This is a genomic window from Ensifer sp. 22521 (assembly GCF_052044795.1).
In the GTDB taxonomy this organism is placed as follows: Bacteria; Pseudomonadota; Alphaproteobacteria; order Rhizobiales; family Rhizobiaceae; genus Ensifer.
In genome coordinates this window covers 273,729-290,585 of sequence record NZ_JBQENM010000007.1, presented here as the reverse complement: position 1 = coordinate 290,585, position 16,857 = coordinate 273,729, and the positions used below count along the sequence as shown (strand labels likewise).

The window sequence follows — 16,857 nt, the reverse complement described above, 5'->3', positions numbered from 1 at the left end:
GCCGGGAACCCTGCGAACCCGTCCCAACAAAAAAGGCCGGAGCGCGCGGCTCCGGCCCTTCTTTTCTTTCGCTCTCAAAACGCGTGCCAGTACATCCGTGGTCAAGGTCGAAAGCAACTCGCGACTGCGAGCGTCATGCTCAACAGTTTGCTTGTACTAATTTTATAGAACCCGGCGCGTTTCTGGACAAGCTGTCCCTTTGGGCTACGGCGCATGCCAGGGATTAGTCTTGGCGACGCATCGAGGCCCGAAAGCGGGGCCGTTTTCCAGCTTTTCCCGCCAAGACAATCAGCGATTACTTAATTATATTCGTCCTAGACTAAGGGATACAGGCGACGGCGCATGGCGGAAGCCTACCGCAGGGCACCCATCTCGCTCACGGTCGTCGTCAGGGTCGTTCGGCGCGCCTGGGGAGGCAAATGTCGGGGTTCGATCACAGGCACATGAATGGCGCGATACTCGCCGCGATCCTGGTGCTCGCCGCCCTGTTCCGCCTGCATGACGTTCAGCAGCCGTTGGTCGATGCCTTCAGCTGGCGCGAGGCGAGCACGGCGATGATGGCCGACAATTTCTTCCTGCGCAGCTGGAACATCTTCTTTCCAGAGGTGAGCTGGACCGGTCCCGACCCCTCCTATCAGGGCCGCGAACTGCAGGTCGTCTCCTACATCACCGCCCTTCTCTATGCCGTCTTCGGCTGGGACGACACCTGGGGCCGGCTCGTCGCCATCGCCTTCGGCGTCCTTGGCGTCTTCGCGCTGCATCGGCTGATTGCGCGGCTCTGGGACGAGGCCCACGCCCATGCCGGCGCCTTCCTGCTGGCGATCATGCCGGGCGCTGTCATGATCGACCGCTCGTTTCTGCCGGATCCGGCCATGCTGGCGCTGGTGACGACGGGCGCCTGGACCTATGTCGCCTATCTGCAGAACGATCGCCTGCCCGTTCTCATCGCGGCCGGCCTCCTCACCACGACAGGCGTGCTTGCCAAGCTCCCGGGCATCGCCGTGGTCGTGCCGATGACCTACGCGACCTTCGTCGTTCTGCACCAGCGCGGCAGGCTCAGCGTCGGCCGGCTCTTGGCAATCCTGCCCGTCGCACTCGCCGCCGGTGCGCTCATTCTCGGCTATTACTGGTGGGCGCATTATCTCGGCGCCAACTATCCGCCATACCATGTCGCCGGCAGCGGCTATCTCTGGAGCGACGGGCTTTCCCGGTTCCTCGACGAAGCCTTCTACATTCCCGCCACGTGGAGGATCGCCAGCAGCTGGCTTTTCACCCTGCCGGTGGTGATCCTCACCGGCATCGCGCTCCTGACCGCGCCGCCGGCGGCAAACGAAGCGGCGCCAGACGACGCTTCCCCCGCCGGCGCGCCCTGGTTCTTCCATGTCTGGTTCCTGGGGGCGGCGATCGTCTATATCTTCGCCGCCCGCGAGATCAAGACCAACCCCTGGAACTTCCATATCTTCAATGTGCCGATGGCGGCACTTGCCGGGCGCGGCCTGATCCTGCTGGTCGAGATCGGCCGCGAACAGGGCTTTCGCACGCGCGCGCTGCGCCTCGCGGCGATCGCCGCCGTCGTCGTCATCGGCGGCAGCATCCCCGGCCTGTCACTGATGAAGACACCCTATGCCGATCACGGCGAAAAGCTCGGCACGAAGCTCAGCGAACTCAGCCAGCCCGGCGATCTCGTCATCACCGCAACGCCGACGATCGGCGATCCCGTGGCGATCTATTACAGCCGCCGCCGCGGCTGGGTCTTCCCGCCCGGCGGCGGCGAAACCGAATGGTCGATGCTGATGGAAGACGACGACGCGATCGAGGCGCTGGAGGAACTGCGCGCCCGGAACGCCACCTGGTTCGGCATCACCAAGAACGCCCGCGACATGCAGCGGCGTAGGCTCCTCGAATACAACAAGGGCCTGATCGCCCATCTCGACCGGACAGCCGAACGCGTCTTCGACGACGACACGATGCTGATCTACCGGCTGGCGCCTCGGGCGGATGCAGCGGCTTCGAATTGAACCACTCGGCTTCACCCGTCGCGGCGCGTTTGCGGCTCTCATGGGCGCGCGACATGGATTTTCATAAAGCCGCGACGAAGCCTTTCCGGTTGGCCCGCCCCTCACCCTGACCCTCACCCCGCCTGCGGGGAGAGGGAACCGCGCGCAGCTCCCACGTCTCCTTTCCGCCACTTCTCGCAAATGGAAACAAAAAGCCGGCTGTGCTCCCTCAACGTATCCTGCGGCTGCAAGCGAGCAGAGGAAACGGTGAGCACGCCACAGCGTCCCTTCTCCCCGCCTGCGGGGAGAAGGTGGCCGGCAGGCGGATGAGGGGCTCATACAGGAAACGCCATGCACCCGGATGAGCGCATGGCGTTTCCTGTTATCTTGAAGCAACGCCCGCTTGGGGCGTGTGAGCCCTATTGCAGCGTGCGGGTCGGGGCCGGTGCGGGCTGGCCAGCGGCAGCGCCGGCGGCATTGTTGGCCGAACGCGCGGAGTCGAGGCCGGTCGCGACGACGGAGACGCGGAAGGTGCCGTCGAGCGTGCGGTCGAAGATCGAGCCGACGACGATGTCTGCCTCGTCATAGACCTCTTCGCGGATGCGGGTCGCGGCTTCGTCCACTTCGAACAACGTCATGTCCATGCCGCCGGAGATCGAGATCAGCACGCCCCTGGCGCCGCGCATCGACACTTCGTCGAGCAGCGGGTTGGCGATCGCCGCTTCGGCAGCCTTCAGCGCCCGGCCCTCGCCGGTCGCCTCACCGGTGCCCATCATCGCCCGGCCCATGCCCTTCATGACCGACTTCACGTCGGCGAAGTCGAGGTTGATCAGACCTTCCTTGACGATCAGGTCGGTGATGCAGCCGACGCCGGAATAAAGCACCCGGTCGGCGATCACGAAGGCATCGGCAAAGGTGGTCTTGGCGTCGGCGATGCGGAAGAGGTTCTGGTTGGGGATGACGATGACGGTGTCAGCCGCCTCGCGCAGCCGCTCGATGCCCTGCTCCGCCGTCTCCATGCGGCGCTTGCCCTCGAAGCTGAAGGGCTTGGTGACAACGCCGACCGTGAGGATGCCGGCCTTGCGCGCCGCAGCCGCAATCACCGGTGCCGCACCCGTGCCGGTGCCGCCGCCCATGCCGGCGGTGACGAAGCACATATGCGTGCCGCCGAGGTGATCCATGATCTCGTCGATCGATTCTTCCGCCGCCGCCCGGCCGACATCCGGCAGCGAGCCGGCGCCGAGGCCCTCGGTCACGGCAGCGCCGAGCTGGATGATGCGCGACGACTTCGACATGGCGAGCGCCTGCGCGTCCGTATTCGCCACCACGAATTCCACGCCCTGCAGCCCTTCGTTGATCATGTTGTTGATGGCGTTGCCGCCACCGCCGCCGACCCCGATGACGGTGATCTTCGGGCGCATTTCGGTGATCGTGGGCTTCTTGAAATCGTTCATGGCTTGTCTCCTAGAGCCGACGCCCTGCAGGCGCCGACGGCGGGCGAATCGGGCAGCTGTTATTTTAGGAATTGAAAAAAGCCATGGAGAAGGCAAGGAAAAAGGACAGGACGCCTATCCACATATGAATTTTAGCGGGTCCTTTCGGTGGCAACTTGGCGCACTGCCCCGCGCCGCGCCAGACCCAAAAACGATATTCGGATCAGTATCTTGCCTAGGCTCGGGCCTAGGCAATTGCCCCTCACCCTAACCCTCTCACCGCCTGCGGGGAGAGGGGACGAGAACCAACGCCGCCTCACGATCTGACATTGTCCGTGCAAGAAGCGGCAACGGAGACTGGCCGAGATGGAACGAGCGGCCGCCGCGAGTCTCCTTCTCCCCGCGTGGCGGGGAGAAGGTGGCCGGTAGGCCGGATGAGGGGCAAATCCCCATCAGCCCGACGGACGAAATCCGCTGAATTCTACGCCTCAAAACTCGGCCGCGAACGCACCCGCTCCAGCCAGCTTTGAACATGACGGGCCGAAGCCGGGATCTCCATGCCGAAGACATCGCAGAGCCAGGCCGTCACACCTGCAGTGATGTCGGCGATCGAGAACTCATCACCGGCGAGGAAGGGTCGCCCATCCGAAAGTTCGTCGTCGAGCCAGCCCCATTTCCTCGGCACCGCCTCCCGCTCGGTCTCGGCAAAGGCCGGAAACTGCGTCAGCCGCTCGGCGAAGAAGGCGTCGGAATGCAGCGCCACATTGCCGACGGTGCCGAGGATCACCAGTTCGGCGCGCCGGTTCCACATCTCCACCTTGGCACGGCTGACGGCATCGCGGCCGAAGAGCGGGTGCTTAGGGTTCGTCTCCTCGAGATAGCGGCAGATCGCGACGCTCTCGGTGATGATCGTGCCGTCGTCGAGCTCCAGCACCGGGATCTGCCCGAGCGAATTGACCGCCAGGAACTCCGGCGCCCGGTGTTCGCCCTTGGCGAAATCGACATCCACCATCGGCACCGAAATCCCCTTCTCCGCCATGAAGATGCGTACGCGATACGAATTCGGCCCCATGCCCTGATAAAGCTTCATCTTATCCTCCTGTCGATGAGGCCACCCGCCTCGTTTCCCCAACGCATCTACGCGGGATACTGGTTGTATATAGCAACCGGTTTCATTTAACTCAATGGTTTATTTCAAAGGACAGCAAATCTTTTCGCCGAGCCATCGACCTGCTCTCGGCGCGTCAAAGGCGGCTACGCAATGTTTAGCGACAGCAATGCCCTATGGCGCTCGAAGGCTTCCCGTTCCCGCTGCCAGTGATCGAGATGCCCGTCCCGCTTCAGGCGCTCGGTCGCGGCCGCGCCGATCATCGCCAGCATCGCCGCCTCGTCGCCCATATGCCGAAGCACCTCGACCACCATGGCAAGCAGCGCGTCGTCGCAGGCAAGGCCGTAGGTTTCGCAGAAGCGTTTGAGACGCCGGCTGCCGTCGTCGAGATCCGCCAGCGCCGCCACCTTCAATTCCTCGGTATGGAAGGAAAGCGGCACCATCCAATAGGCGAGATAGGCAAGATCACGCAGGCGAGGCCCGGGCCCAGCAAGATCGAAGTCGATGACCCCCACCGGTTCGCCGCCGCGGAAAATGAGATTGTACGGCGCAAAATCATTGTGGCAGACGACCTCTGAGCGACTTTGATCCGGATCCCGGGAGGCCCAGAGATCGGCCGCCGTGAATTCGAAATCGGCAGTCGCGTCATGATAGGCCCTGAGCAGCGCGGCAGCGGCGGTCAAGGCACGCTCGGAAAGCCAGATCTCCGAAGACACGCCGGCCTCGCCATCAAGGAAACTCAGGACCTCGCGCCCATGATCATCAATGCCCAGGAAGCGCGGCGATGCTTGAAAGCCCCTAGCCTCCAGATGAAGGAGCAGCCGGTGCACGCTTGCGCTCTGCGGCGCGGTTGCGCGACGCACCGTATCGCTCACACGCACGACGCTTGCGTTGACGTTGCCGCCGGCAAGCGGCGTTTCTTGTGCCGAGGTTTCGGATGTCATCGGACCGTTCGGGAGGCTGGAGACGAAGTCGGGCCGAGGATCGGCTTCAGGCTACTGCATGTTTCCTTTAATCGTACCCGATTAAAGGACAAAAAACATGCAGCAATTCAAAGTGCTACAGCGACCTTTGCGCGTCTGATAAGACGCGCGGCGCTGTAGCAACTGTCAACGGATCGCGTCCCTCGGCGTGCCGATCAACCGGATATGCTTGAACTTGCTCAGCCATCTTGCTTGCCTCTCCCAAACAGGAGCCTTGCCATGTTCGCCCGATCGACCGTCTGCTGCCTCGCCCTCCTTCTTGCCGCCAGTCAGGCGGCTGCAGCCCTTGCGTCGAACTATCAGCGCGCCCGCGAACTCACCGCCGTCATCGACGCGGTTGCCGCCGCGGTTCCCAGATATCCGATCGACAAGATCATCAGCCAGGGCCGCGACCGCTTTGCGGTGATTGCGGGCAAATGCACCGTCATCGCAAGGATCATCGGCCTGCCGTCGAAACCCGGACTGGTCGGCCCGCGCCAATTCGAGGTCCGGCTCGACAAGCCGGATTGTGATTGAACAGCACTCTAAAAAGCGGGCAATCGGCATCGGCGACAGACCAGATGACATCGCGCATATCCTTCTGGGTGGCGTCAAGCCGGTAGCCGAGGATGAGCAATTGCATGGCGAGTGCGAATAGCGCTGCACGCTTGTTGCCGTCGGTAAAGCCGTGCGCCTTGGCGATACCAACGCATACGGCCGCCGCCAGCCTCCCGACGGTGACCTCACCTTCATAGAGCGCAATGTTGACGGGACGCGCGATCGCGCCTCGAATGGCCCCTTCATCCCGGATGCCCGAAACACCGCCGTGCCGCTTGATGGTCAGGTCATGGGCCTGCACCCAGGCGTCGAAGGATATTGGCTTCATTTGGCGAGTTCGGAGAGCATCCAATCAAAGCGGGCGAACACGTCTTCTGCCGCCTCCTTTGAGATGTCGTAGGTTTCGTCGCTACTGGCTGCCGCAGGCGCTTGCTCCTGTTTGACGACAACCGTCTGCGGTCGTAGGTTCGAAGTGGACCGCGAAGATCCGACTACGGATTGAGAAATAACTTCGCTATTGTACTTCAGCCGTTCGTGAAAAATGCCGTCCTTGTCGCGGTAAAGCTCACGCCTTATCGCGGCATCCGCAACTCTTCCCGTTGTCTTCCTGACATTCTTGACCATAGCTACGATATAGCATTTGGAAGTGGCGTTCCCAAGAAGGCGCAACCTCCTTCCCTAAAGCCGCCAGCCCCTGCCAACAACGAAGCGCCCGGTCTCTCCGGGCTTCATCGCCTGGTCGCCATAGGCCTTCAACGCCTGCCCGTCGGGCAGCGAAAGCGTCAGCGCAAAACGCTCGCCCTCGAAGGAGCAGGCGATGACCCGAAGCGCCACCCCCTCGCCGTCGCGGCGCACATGCTCCGGCCGCACAAGCACATCGCGCATTGGCACGTCACGGATCGCCCCATTGCTCGCACCCGCCTCGCCCATGCCGCCAAGTGCGGTCCGCAGCGCCGGCCACTCCAGCGCCCTGGGCGCCCCCTCGGACAGCGGCAGCCTGAGCACCGAGCCGCGGCCAATCAGACCGCCGACGACGGCACCCTCAGGCCTCGCGTAAATCTCCGCCGGCGACGCCATCTGCATCAGCCGCCCCTCGGACATGACGGCGACATCGGTCGCGAGCGCCATCGCCTCGGCCTGGTCGTGGGTCACGTAGATCATCGTCGCGCCCGAGCGCTCGTGGAAGATGCGGAAGGTCTCCTCCATCGACTTGCGCAGATGCTGGTCGAGATTGGCGAGCGGCTCGTCGAGCAGCACCACATCCGGCGAGGTCACCAGGCAGCGGGCAAGCGCCACGCGCTGGCGCTGGCCGCCGGAAAGGGCCGCGGGCCGGCGATCAGCATAATCGGTGAGCTTCACCAGCGCCAGCGCCTCGCCGACACTTCGTCGCCAGGCCTCGCCGGAAATGCCGCGCGCCTTCAGCGGATAGCCGACATTCTCCGCCACCGTCATATGCGGCCAGAGCGCATAGGACTGGAACACCATCGCCATGTTGCGCCGTTCCGGCGGCAGCGCCCGCGATGCGTCGGAAAGCCGCCTTTCGCCGAAATCGATCGAGCCGTCGGTTGGTTGCTCGAAGCCGGCGATCATGCGCAACACCGTGGTCTTGCCGCAGCCCGAGGGACCGAGCAGCGCCAGGAAGCCGCCTTCCCGCACGGTCAGCGAAACATCCGATACCGCCGGCCGCCCGCCGCCGAAATGTTTGGTGAGGTGATTGAGGATCAGTTGCGCCACGGCAGCACGCCCTCGGGAAGATATTTCGCAAGCGCCTCGAGCGCCGCCATCAGGATCACGACCATGATCACCACCAGCACCGAGAGCGCTGCGGCAAGATCGGACGAACCGCTGTCGTCGAGATTGAAGATGGCGACGCCGAGCGTCTGGGTGCCGGCCGACCAGAGCAGCGCGGAAACCGTGAGTTCGTTGGCGGCGATGAGGAAGACGAGGATGATCGCAGCCCCGGCGGCGGGCGCCACCAGCGGCAGGATCACGTCGCGCATGCGCCTGAGGAAACCCGCGCCGGCAAGCCGCGCCGCCTCTTCCAGCGACGGATCCATCTGCAGAAAGGCGCTCATGACGGGTTTCAGGCTGACGGCCAGGAACGAGGAGAAATAGGCGATCAGGATGATCCAGATGGTGCCGTAGAGCGAGACGCTGAGGAGAGGCAACGGAGCCGCAAAGGTGAGAATGAAGGCGACAGCCAGCACGATGCCGGGCAGCGCATAGGGGATCTCGATAAGGATGCCGAGCGTATTGGCAAGCAAGCCCTTGCGCCGGGTCATCAGGTAGGCCGCGGGTACGGAGACCGCGAGCAGGCCAAGTGCTGCGGTGGTCGCAAGGAACGTCGAATTGCCAAGCGCCTTCAGCGTCATCGACTGGCGAAAGAGGATTTCTTCGTAAGCGCGCAATGACACGGTCTGAAGGTTGAGCGGCACGCCATAGGCCGGCACCATCGAGCTTGCGACAAGCGCAGCCAGCGGCGCCACCAGCACGAAGAACAGGATCGCCACCAGCGCCATCTCCACGACCAAGCGATAACGCCCGAGCGCGAAAGCGGCATTGGCGCCGGAGAGGCCGATGATGCGGTAGTCCTTCCCTGAGAGCGCCCGCTGCTGCAGGATCAGCCCGGCCGCGGCGATCACGGCGATGAGGCTCGAAAGCAGCGCGATCTCGCCGAAGGTGCCGGCACCGAAGCTTGCCAGCCTCGTGTAGATCAAGGTCGGCAGCACCTCGATCCCAGCGGGAATGCCGAGGATCGCCGGAATGCCGAAATTGCCCACACCCGAAACGAAGGCGATCGCCGCCCCGGCAATCAGACCCGGCAGCGACAGCGGCGCGACGATATCGCTGATGACGCGGAACGGCGTGGCACCCGCAAGCCTTGCCGCCTCCACCCCATCACGCGGCGAGGCCGAAAGCCCGGCCTTCAGCGCCAGGAAGACCAGCGGTGCGTGCTGGACGCCGAGAAGCAGCGAAATGCCCGCGAGCGAATAGAGCGGCTGCGGGCTGCCGAGCGGCGGCGCGATCCCCAGCGTCTTCAGAAGCGGGCTCGCCGGCCCGGTCATTTCCACCCAGGCAAGTGCGGTCACCTGCGGCGGGATCATCATCGGCAGCATGAAGGCGAAGCTTAAGGCCAGCTTGCCGCGCACATCCGTCAGCGCCACGGCGAAGGCGAAGATAGCGCCGATAACGACGGAGACGATCATGCCGCCGGTCGCCGTTATCAGCGTGTTGCGGATCGCTGCAAAGGTCGCGGGTTCGGTGAGCACGCCGATCGACTGCCCGGAGACGAGCCCGGCAAAGCCGGCCTTGGCCAGGCTGATGAGCGGCAGCAGGCACAGCAGAAACAGGCAGGCGAAAACGAAGGGCACCAGCCAGCGCGGCTCGGCGGCGGGTCTGGCACCCACCCTCGCCTGCGGCACGTCCTGCGTGCTGCTTTGAAAGGGAAAGCGCAGCCAGCGGGGCCGGCTGCGCAGGTCATTGCGTTCAAGCATTCCCGATATCAGTTCGTGCCGAAGATGCCGGAGAAAGTCTTGAGGTCGGCGTCGGAGTTCTTCACCGCGTCGGCGGCGTTGACGGGCAACACCTTGATCGTCTCGCGGGCCGGATAGCCCTCGGGCAGCGCCACGCCGTTGCGGGCCGGGATGTAGCCCATCTTCACCGCCGTGTTCTGGCCCTCCTCGGACAGCAGGAAGTCGACGAACTTCTTGGCGGCGTCGACGTTCTTGGCAGTCTTCAGGATGCCGACCGGCTCGGTGACAGTCGAAACGCCCTCGGCCGGGAAGACGAACTCGACCGGCGCACCCTTGGCCTTCTCGCGGATCGCCATGAAATCGACGAGCATGCCATAGGCCTTCTCGCCGGTCGCAACCGCCTTCAGCACGCCGCCATTGCCGCCAGCAGCCGTGGCACCATTTGCCGCGAGCGCCTTGTAATAATCCCAGCCGAGACCATCGATGTTGCTCAGCGTCTGCGCATGGATCAGCGCCGCGCCCGAGGTCAGCGGGCTCGGCATGGTCACGAGGCCCTTGGCTTCGGTCTTGGTGAGATCCTGCCAGCCGGCAGGCTTCATCGCGGCCGAGGTGTTGTAGACGATGCCGGTCGTGATCATCTTGGTCGAATAATAGGCGCCGTCGGCATCATAGAGGGAAGCGTCGTAGTTGGCCGCTTCCGGCGACTTGTAGTCGGCGAGATGCCCGGCTTCCTTCAGCCGCTGCATCGTCACGGTGTCGGCGATGAGCAGCACGTCGGCGACCGGATTGCCGGCCTCGATCTCGGCCATCAGCTTGGCCATGATCTTGGTCGTGCCCTCGCGCACCCATTCGACCTCGATACCGGGATTGGCCGCCTGGAAGGCATCGACGGTCGCCTGCGCGTCCTCGTTCGGCTGGCTGGTATAGAGCACCAGATTATCGGCGTAGGCCGCGGTCGAAAGCAGGCCCGCGACGAGAGCGCCGGCAAGGACGGAAACAAAGGATTTCATGGATATACCCTCGTGTTGAAACTGGCGCCGAGGGATAGAGCCGCCCTTTTACAGGGGTGTGACAGGCGAGAACCACAAGCCCCCCTGTCGCGCTCCCTCACCGGGAGAACGCACGCTCCCTTGACAAGACGTGCAGACCGAGAAAGCTTGCACGGCATGCGAGTGGAGGAACTGCCATGGACACTTTTCTGAAAATTGCCGGAGCGGTGCTTATCGTCGTATCGCTGGCGGATGCGCTGCACGCAATCGTGCCGTCCTTCGGCTGGGTGGGCGTTATCCTTACCCTGCGGTCGGCATTGCCGGCCGTCGGCGCAGGCATCGCGCTTGCGGCCTTCGGCTCGTTGCTCGGACAGCTCAAGAAAATTCGCCTCGCCGCCGAGCGCCAGGCCGATCTGTTTCAATCCATATTGGAACGCCGCAGCCAACCGGCCGCCGAATAGGCGCCGCGGACCGCGTGGATCGTGGAAAGCCAAGGCGTGATCAGCTGGTGACCTCAAACGACTCCTTGATCTCTTGCATCGGGATTTCCGATTTGATGTTGCGCTCGCCCTCGATGCGGCCAGATGTTCCACTTCCGCCCACAATCTGGTGGCATCCGACGGCCTGAGGCTGACCGTCTCCTCGTCGTGGCCGGCAAGCAGGACGCGTGCGTAGACGATGAAGATTTTGCGTTTTGCCGCGTCGACGATTGCGACGAACCTTATGGCCGACCTTCTACAGGAAGCGTGACAGGTCAGCCTTCAATTGTTGCAATCCTCCCCTCCGGCCCGAGCAGCGTGCCCAGGCTGCGCCGCTAAATCAAAGCTTGGGCGCCTCGCCGATCTCAGGCTGCAACGCGACTCTGGTTTCGATGGCAGCGTCAAACAACCTTTCGAACTCATCTGGCTCCAGCGGGTAGTATTGATAGTTGCCCGAGGCCTTCGCAGCCAGCACGACATAGAAGCGACCGCTTCCGCTTTCGCGCTTCACGCGCAACGACAGTACGCAAGTACCGTTCATGATCTGAATATCGGATTGCCGGATGACTTGCCCGGTCAACACCCTCTTGAGCGACCTGAATATCCCCGCCATGGTAAGACGTCCTCTCTCGTCCTCTGCACCCTCAGCCACGCCGAAGAAAAGCCGTGACAACCACGCACGGAAATCGTCCGGCACAAATACGTCCCGCAGGCGCCCCATCACGACCTGCAATAGAAATTCAGATCGCATACACTTACACATGAACGCAGGGCGGCATAGTCAATCAAACGGACTATGTGTGCCGAAGCCGCTGACACGGTATCTGCACCCCAACTCCGTGTGGGGAGCGCTTGCCCGCGGGTCCGCCTGGCGCTCCGCTCCTTGTCGAAAAAAATTTCGCGCCGATGTCACACCGGCCGTAGCTCGCTCGTCATGGTATCGGAACCAACGAAAGGAAACGGAACCATGACTGCCAAGATCGACCTTTTCGCCGCCGCCCCCCAGCTGATGAAAAGCTGGACCAGCGTTTCGATGGCCGTTGCCGCGAGCCTGGACCCGACCATCATCGAACTCGTCAAGATCCGCGCCTCGCAGATCAACGGTTGCGCCAACTGCATCAACATGCACACCCAGGAAGCGCGCGCCAAGGGCGAGACCGAGCAGCGCATCTATCTGCTTTCGGCCTGGCGCGAGGCGCCGTGCTATTCCGATCGCGAGCGCGCCGCGCTAGGCTGGACCGAAGCGCTGACGCGGCTTTCGGAAGGCCACACCCATGAACAGGCCTACGAAGCGCTGAAGCAACAGTTCACCGAGGAGGAACAGGTGAAGCTCACGCTGATGATCAACGTCATCAATGGCTGGAACCGCCTGGCCGTCGGCTTTGGCCTCTGGGTCGATCCGGCAGAGGCAAAGGCCGCAGCCGAGAAGGCCGCCTGATGACGGGCACCCCCCAAGAGGACGCAGCGGCGGTTTTCGACCCGCTGCGTCCGAAGCTGATCCGCGTCGCCTACCGCATGCTCGGCTCCGTCGCCGATGCCGAGGACATGGTTCAGGAGGCCTTCATCCGCTGGATGGGGGCCGACCGTGCGGCTGTGCGCGAACCCGAAGCATTCCTGCGCCGCACCGTCACGCGGCTCTGCCTCGACCAGCTGAAATCCGCGCGGCTCAAGCGCGAGACCTATGTCGGCCCCTGGCTGCCCGATCCCGTGGTCGAAGAGGAGCCGGAGGACGATGTCACCCTGCCCCTGATGCTGGCGCTTGAACGGCTCTCCCCGCTGGAGCGCGCCGCCTTCCTGCTGCACGATGTCTTCGGCCTGAGCTTCGAGGAGGTCGCAACGACGATCGAGCGCGATGCCGCCGCCTGCCGCCAGCTCGCCGCCCGCGCCCGCACCCATGTGCGCGAGGAACGACCGCGCTTCCAGATCGAACAACAGCGCGGGCTCGAACTGGCCAATGCCTTCTTCGCGGCTTCCCGAAACGGCGACATGAAGACGCTCGGCGCGATGCTCGCCGCCGATGTCAGCGTCCATTCCGACGGCGGCGGCAAACGCCCGGCGGCGATGCGGCCAATCCTCGGCTTCGATGCCGTCATGAAGGTGCACCAGCAACTGGCCGCCCTCTTTGCCAAACACGGCTCGACCCTCGTGCGTGCCGGCTTCATCAACGGCCTCCCCGGCTTCGTCACCAGGGAGGCCGACGGCGAGTTGCAGACGACCGCGCTTGAGATCGAGGACGGCAAGGTGGTGGCGATCTATGTGGTGCGCAACCCGGACAAGCTGGTGCATCTGCATTAGGCGTGGGCATTATCCGGCGTTACTGTTCCGGGCGGCACTAAGCCACCCGACAGACTGCTGATCATTGAAAGCTCGTCGGGGAAGCGGGCGTCAGCTAAAATCTCCGTCATTCCTGTGCTTGTCACAGCAATCTAGCCAGCCCAAGTCCTTGGGCTGAAAGGTTCTTTTGACCCGACCGACGTCGGGCCGCTGGATCCCCGCCACAACTGGCGAGGATGAGGGAGAATGGGACAACGCTCGCCAAAAAGCATTTCGGCTTTGTCAGCAGTCTACCGGCGGTGTTATGCCGCCCGATCGCGCCCGGCTCCAGCACTCTCCGGAATCCGCGCAATCACCTTGATCTCGAAGTCAAATCCGGCGAGCCAGTTGACGCCGATGGCGGTCCAGTTCGGATAGGGCTTTTCGGTGAAGATCCGGTTCTTGATGGCCATGATCGTCTCGAACTGGTTTTCCGGGTCGGTGTGGAAGGTGATGACATCGACGATGTCGTCAAAGGTGCAGCCGGCCGCCTTCAGGGTCGCCTCGAGATTGCCGAAGGCGCGTTCGACCTGGCGGGCGAAATCCGGCTCGGGCGATCCGTCCTCGCGGCTGCCGACCTGGCCGGAAACGAACAGCAGATCCTGAGAGCGGATCGCGGCCGAATAGCCGTGGGCCTCGTAAAGCGCATGCCTGTTTGCGGGAAAGATTGCATCGCGTGTCATCTGTCTGGTCCTTTTCCTGAATCCAGGGCGCCGAAACGGGCGAGCGCTGCCCGATCAGGCAGAACTTCACAAAACCTGCTTCATTTGATATACGCCACGTATATGAACTAACCAAATACGGCGCGTATGTCAATTTCATATACGCACCGTATATGAAATTGAGGGCAACATGGCCAGAACGCGCCAGGAGACGATGGAAGAAAACCGCGTGAAGCTGATCGCGGCGGGGCGAAAGGCCTTCGCCGAAAAGGGTTACGCCGCCGCTTCCATGGACGAGCTCACCGCCGATGTCGGCCTGACGCGCGGCGCGCTCTACCATAATTTCGGCGACAAGCGCGGGCTGCTCGCCGCCGTCGTCAATGAGATCGACGGCGAGATGGCCGCGCGCGCCAAGGAGATCGGCGGCGAAAGCGACGACGCCTGGCAGTCCATGCTGGCCGAAGGTGCCGCCTACATCGAGATGGCGCTCGACCCGGAGGTCCAGCGCATCGTGCTGCTCGATGGACCGGCCGTGCTCGGCGATCCCTCGAAATGGCCGAGCCAGAACAGCTGCCTGCAGGCGACACAGCGCTCGGTCGAGCAGCTGCTGGAGAAAGGCGTGCTGAAGCCGGTTGATCCGGAAGCCGCAGCGAGGCTCTTGAGCGGTGCCGCGCTCAACGCCGCCCTATGGGTCGCCGCCAGTGATGATCCGCAGGCCGTGCTGCCGAAGGCGATTGATGCTTTCCGCGCACTGGTCTCGGGCTTTCTGGCGGATCGATGAGGCAGGCGGCGCGATCCGCCGGCCCTACCCGCCGCGTTCCCCCACCAGTTCCCAAAGGTCGATCTTCGCAGCGCGTCCCTTGACCTGCACTAGCCCGATTTCGCGGAAAACAAAGCTGCGGGCGACCGCGTCGTGCACGGCGACGCTCACCAGGATCGACGTATTGAACTCCTTGTTCAACCCTTCGAGCCTGGAGGCGACGTTGATGGTGTCGCCCATGGCCGTGTATTGCTGGCGCGAGGCCGCCCCGATGCTGCCGACGACGGCCGGACCGGTGTGCAGACCGAAGCGTGTGAACAATTCGGGCCGGCCCGCCTGGCGGTTGGCAGCATTCAGGCCCTCGACCGCCGCCTTCATCGCCAGCGCGCAACGACAGCCGTGTTCGGCGTGCCTGATATCCTCGACGGGCGCATTCCACACGACGAAGATGGAATCGCCGAGATATTGCACCACGGTCCCGCCATGCTCTTCGGCGATGCCGTTCAGGAGCTCGAAATAGGCAGAGAGAATGTCGACCACATCCTCCGGCGAATGCTGCTCGGAAATGGTGGTGAAGTCGCGAATGTCGGTGAAGAGTGCCGTCACCTCCTGCCGCCTGCCCTTGACCACCGCCCCGCCCTGAGGGTCTATGATCCGCCGCACCACCTCGCGCGGCACGTAGAGCGCAAATTGCACGATGGCACGGCGGCTGGCAGCAAGCGCGCCCCCGAGCGTGTTGATCTCGGTGATCCACGAATGCGCCACGCCCTTGCCGGTGAAATTCAGATCGCCGATCCGGCGCGCCTCGTCGGCAAGCCGGTAAAGCTTCTGGCTGATCACCCGCGACAGCATCAGCGATCCGAACACGCCGGCCACCAGAAGGCCGGCGGCAATCAACAGGTTGCGCACCAGCAACCGGTTGGCCTGCGCCACGAGATCGTCGAGCGGCACGACGATTGCGACCGAGCTCCCCTTGAACAGGCCGTCAACGCTGACCGGCGCGACCTGCGCCAGATAGCTTTCGCCCTCAAGATCAATCTCGGCAAGGCCACCATTGGCATAGCGCGGATCCTTGCGCAGTCGCGCCACGGCCTCCACGCTCATGTCGAGGCTGCCCATGTCGACGGCGCGCCCGCCCGACCAGGTTCCCAAGATCCTGCCCATGATCGCCGGGTCGGAATGGGCGACGATCGTGTCGCCGTCGCCGATGATGAAGGACCGGGCGCGCGGCGAAATCTCCCGCGGATCGAGCAGCCGGCTGACGGTCTGCAGGTGAATGTTGACGCCAACCACGACCCGGTGGTCGCCCTTCATCGGCGCGGCCAAAGCGAGCGTCGGAACCCGGAGCGTTCCCGCGACGAAGGGCCCGACGGACACCGGCGCACCGCTTGAAACGGCGGCCTGATACCACGGACGTTGCCGTGGATCGAAGGATGTCGGCTCAAACCTCGGCTCTCCGATCGGCCTTGTCTCGCGGTCGAGAAACTGAAGGGTCGACTGAGCCTGCGAACCCTGCCTGGGCGTGATCGTCCGGATGGCGAAATTCGCCTCCGCCGGCGCCGAAAGGCTCTGGCGGACATAGTCCCTCTCGGTGTTGATCACCTGCACGTAGGAACCGTCAGGATAACCGGCATAGATGCTCGTCGCGTTGGACACGCTTCGAAGCACCTCCAGGAAGAACTGCTGTTTTGCCTCAAGTTCCGCAGGCGGCGTGGGTATGAGCTGAGGTACCGCGGACGCCAGTCCGACGGCCTCATGTCCGCCTTCCAACGCATTCCTGTAGCCTTCGATCAGCCGAAAGCTCATCTCGCGCATGTGCTTGGCGCCGCCGAGAACGGCCGCCGCCCTGCCCTGGCTGAACGCCATCCAGATGATCGGCGTCGCCGTGCAGATGAGCAAGGCGACGACCAGAACGCTGAGGTGCACCCTGAGAGGCCTGGACCAGTTCACGCAACTCCCCCGAAACGTGACTTTATTTCGGCGAAACTATCACCTGCTCGGGCCGGCAGGAATGCGCAATCTTTCAAACAAATAGACCATTTCATTGAATCAACTGCATGTTTCCTTCGATCGTAGCCGATTGAAGGACACAAACATGCAGCACTTCAAAGCGCTACAGCGCC

At 63.5% G+C, this 16,857-nt stretch carries 17 protein-coding genes; 6 read left to right on the top strand and 11 right to left on the bottom strand.

Annotation, left to right across the window (positions count from 1 at the left end; translation table 11 throughout):
- Positions 1–419 precede the first annotated feature (419 nt).
- Positions 420–2,018, top strand: a complete 1,599-nt coding sequence (locus tag ACTJKE_RS12920; RefSeq protein ID WP_113512712.1) for a glycosyltransferase family 39 protein — start codon at positions 420–422, stop codon at positions 2,016–2,018.
- Positions 2,019–2,416: 398 nt separating this feature from the next.
- On the opposite strand, the gene ftsZ is transcribed toward ACTJKE_RS12920, so the two are convergent.
- The 3 genes from ftsZ to ACTJKE_RS12905 all read right to left on the bottom strand — a co-directional run bounded on the left by ftsZ (position 2,417) and on the right by ACTJKE_RS12905 (position 5,482).
- Positions 2,417–3,451, bottom strand: a complete 1,035-nt coding sequence (gene ftsZ, locus ACTJKE_RS12915; protein ID WP_093234707.1) for a cell division protein FtsZ — start codon at positions 3,449–3,451, stop codon at positions 2,417–2,419.
- Between the two features lie 460 nt (positions 3,452–3,911).
- Positions 3,912–4,520, bottom strand: a complete 609-nt coding sequence (locus ACTJKE_RS12910; RefSeq protein ID WP_113512710.1) for a glutathione S-transferase family protein — start codon at positions 4,518–4,520, stop codon at positions 3,912–3,914.
- Positions 4,521–4,684: 164 nt separating this feature from the next.
- Positions 4,685–5,482 carry an aminoglycoside phosphotransferase family protein gene (locus ACTJKE_RS12905; RefSeq protein WP_113512707.1) on the bottom strand — a complete coding sequence of 266 codons (798 nt, stop codon included), beginning with the start codon at positions 5,480–5,482 and terminating at the stop codon, positions 4,685–4,687.
- A 258-nt stretch (positions 5,483–5,740) separates the two neighbouring features.
- On the opposite strand from ACTJKE_RS12905, the gene ACTJKE_RS12900 reads away from it, so the two are divergent.
- Positions 5,741–6,037 carry a hypothetical protein gene (locus tag ACTJKE_RS12900; protein WP_113512702.1) on the top strand — a complete coding sequence of 99 codons (297 nt, stop codon included), beginning with the start codon at positions 5,741–5,743 and terminating at the stop codon, positions 6,035–6,037.
- Here the strand turns inward: ACTJKE_RS12900 and ACTJKE_RS12895 are convergent.
- The 5 genes from ACTJKE_RS12895 to ACTJKE_RS12875 are packed head-to-tail and all read right to left on the bottom strand — an operon-like array spanning position 5,958 to position 10,541.
- Positions 5,958–6,386 (bottom strand): type II toxin-antitoxin system death-on-curing family toxin, encoded by a 429-nt coding sequence (locus ACTJKE_RS12895; protein WP_113512701.1) that lies wholly within the window; start codon positions 6,384–6,386, stop codon positions 5,958–5,960. The two genes, ACTJKE_RS12900 and ACTJKE_RS12895, sit on opposite strands and share 80 nt — an antisense overlap.
- Entirely contained in the window at positions 6,383–6,682 is a 300-nt protein-coding gene (locus tag ACTJKE_RS12890; protein ID WP_440691895.1) for a hypothetical protein, read from the bottom strand. The genes ACTJKE_RS12895 and ACTJKE_RS12890 overlap by 4 nt, the downstream gene beginning before the upstream one ends.
- Positions 6,683–6,736: 54 nt before the next feature.
- Positions 6,737–7,792: an ABC transporter ATP-binding protein gene (locus ACTJKE_RS12885; protein WP_113512699.1), complete on the bottom strand. Its 1,056-nt coding sequence runs from the start codon at positions 7,790–7,792 to the stop codon at positions 6,737–6,739.
- Entirely contained in the window at positions 7,780–9,552 is a 1,773-nt protein-coding gene (locus tag ACTJKE_RS12880; RefSeq protein ID WP_440691894.1) for an ABC transporter permease, read from the bottom strand. Before ACTJKE_RS12880 ends, ACTJKE_RS12885 begins: the two co-directional genes overlap by 13 nt.
- An 8-nt stretch (positions 9,553–9,560) precedes the next feature.
- Positions 9,561–10,541, bottom strand: coding sequence for an ABC transporter substrate-binding protein (locus tag ACTJKE_RS12875; RefSeq protein WP_113512695.1), 981 nt, complete (start codon positions 10,539–10,541; stop codon positions 9,561–9,563).
- Between the two features lie 176 nt (positions 10,542–10,717).
- On the opposite strand from ACTJKE_RS12875, the gene ACTJKE_RS12870 reads away from it, so the two are divergent.
- On the top strand, positions 10,718–10,981 hold the full coding sequence (locus tag ACTJKE_RS12870) for a hypothetical protein (protein WP_113512693.1): 264 nt from the start codon (positions 10,718–10,720) through the stop codon (positions 10,979–10,981).
- Between the two features lie 358 nt (positions 10,982–11,339).
- Here ACTJKE_RS12870 and ACTJKE_RS12865 read toward each other — a convergent pair whose 3' ends face one another.
- Entirely contained in the window at positions 11,340–11,732 is a 393-nt protein-coding gene (locus ACTJKE_RS12865; RefSeq protein WP_162764675.1) for a hypothetical protein, read from the bottom strand.
- A 234-nt stretch (positions 11,733–11,966) separates the two neighbouring features.
- On the opposite strand from ACTJKE_RS12865, the gene ACTJKE_RS12860 reads away from it, so the two are divergent.
- Complete coding sequence (locus ACTJKE_RS12860; protein ID WP_058323837.1) at positions 11,967–12,437, top strand: carboxymuconolactone decarboxylase family protein; 471 nt, start codon at positions 11,967–11,969, stop codon at positions 12,435–12,437.
- Positions 12,437–13,294: a sigma-70 family RNA polymerase sigma factor gene (locus ACTJKE_RS12855; RefSeq protein ID WP_113512689.1), complete on the top strand. Its 858-nt coding sequence runs from the start codon at positions 12,437–12,439 to the stop codon at positions 13,292–13,294. Before ACTJKE_RS12860 ends, ACTJKE_RS12855 begins: the two co-directional genes overlap by 1 nt.
- Before the next feature lie 281 nt (positions 13,295–13,575).
- On the opposite strand, the gene ACTJKE_RS12850 is transcribed toward ACTJKE_RS12855, so the two are convergent.
- Positions 13,576–13,995 carry a RidA family protein gene (locus tag ACTJKE_RS12850; RefSeq protein WP_113512685.1) on the bottom strand — a complete coding sequence of 140 codons (420 nt, stop codon included), beginning with the start codon at positions 13,993–13,995 and terminating at the stop codon, positions 13,576–13,578.
- Between the two features lie 169 nt (positions 13,996–14,164).
- Here ACTJKE_RS12850 and ACTJKE_RS12845 point away from each other — a divergent pair, with 169 nt between their 5' ends.
- Entirely contained in the window at positions 14,165–14,755 is a 591-nt protein-coding gene (locus ACTJKE_RS12845) for a TetR/AcrR family transcriptional regulator (RefSeq protein ID WP_113512683.1), read from the top strand.
- Between the two features lie 24 nt (positions 14,756–14,779).
- On the opposite strand, the gene ACTJKE_RS12840 is transcribed toward ACTJKE_RS12845, so the two are convergent.
- Positions 14,780–16,684, bottom strand: coding sequence for an adenylate/guanylate cyclase domain-containing protein (locus ACTJKE_RS12840; RefSeq protein WP_057253888.1), 1,905 nt, complete (start codon positions 16,682–16,684; stop codon positions 14,780–14,782).
- Between the last annotated feature and the right edge of the window lie 173 nt (positions 16,685–16,857).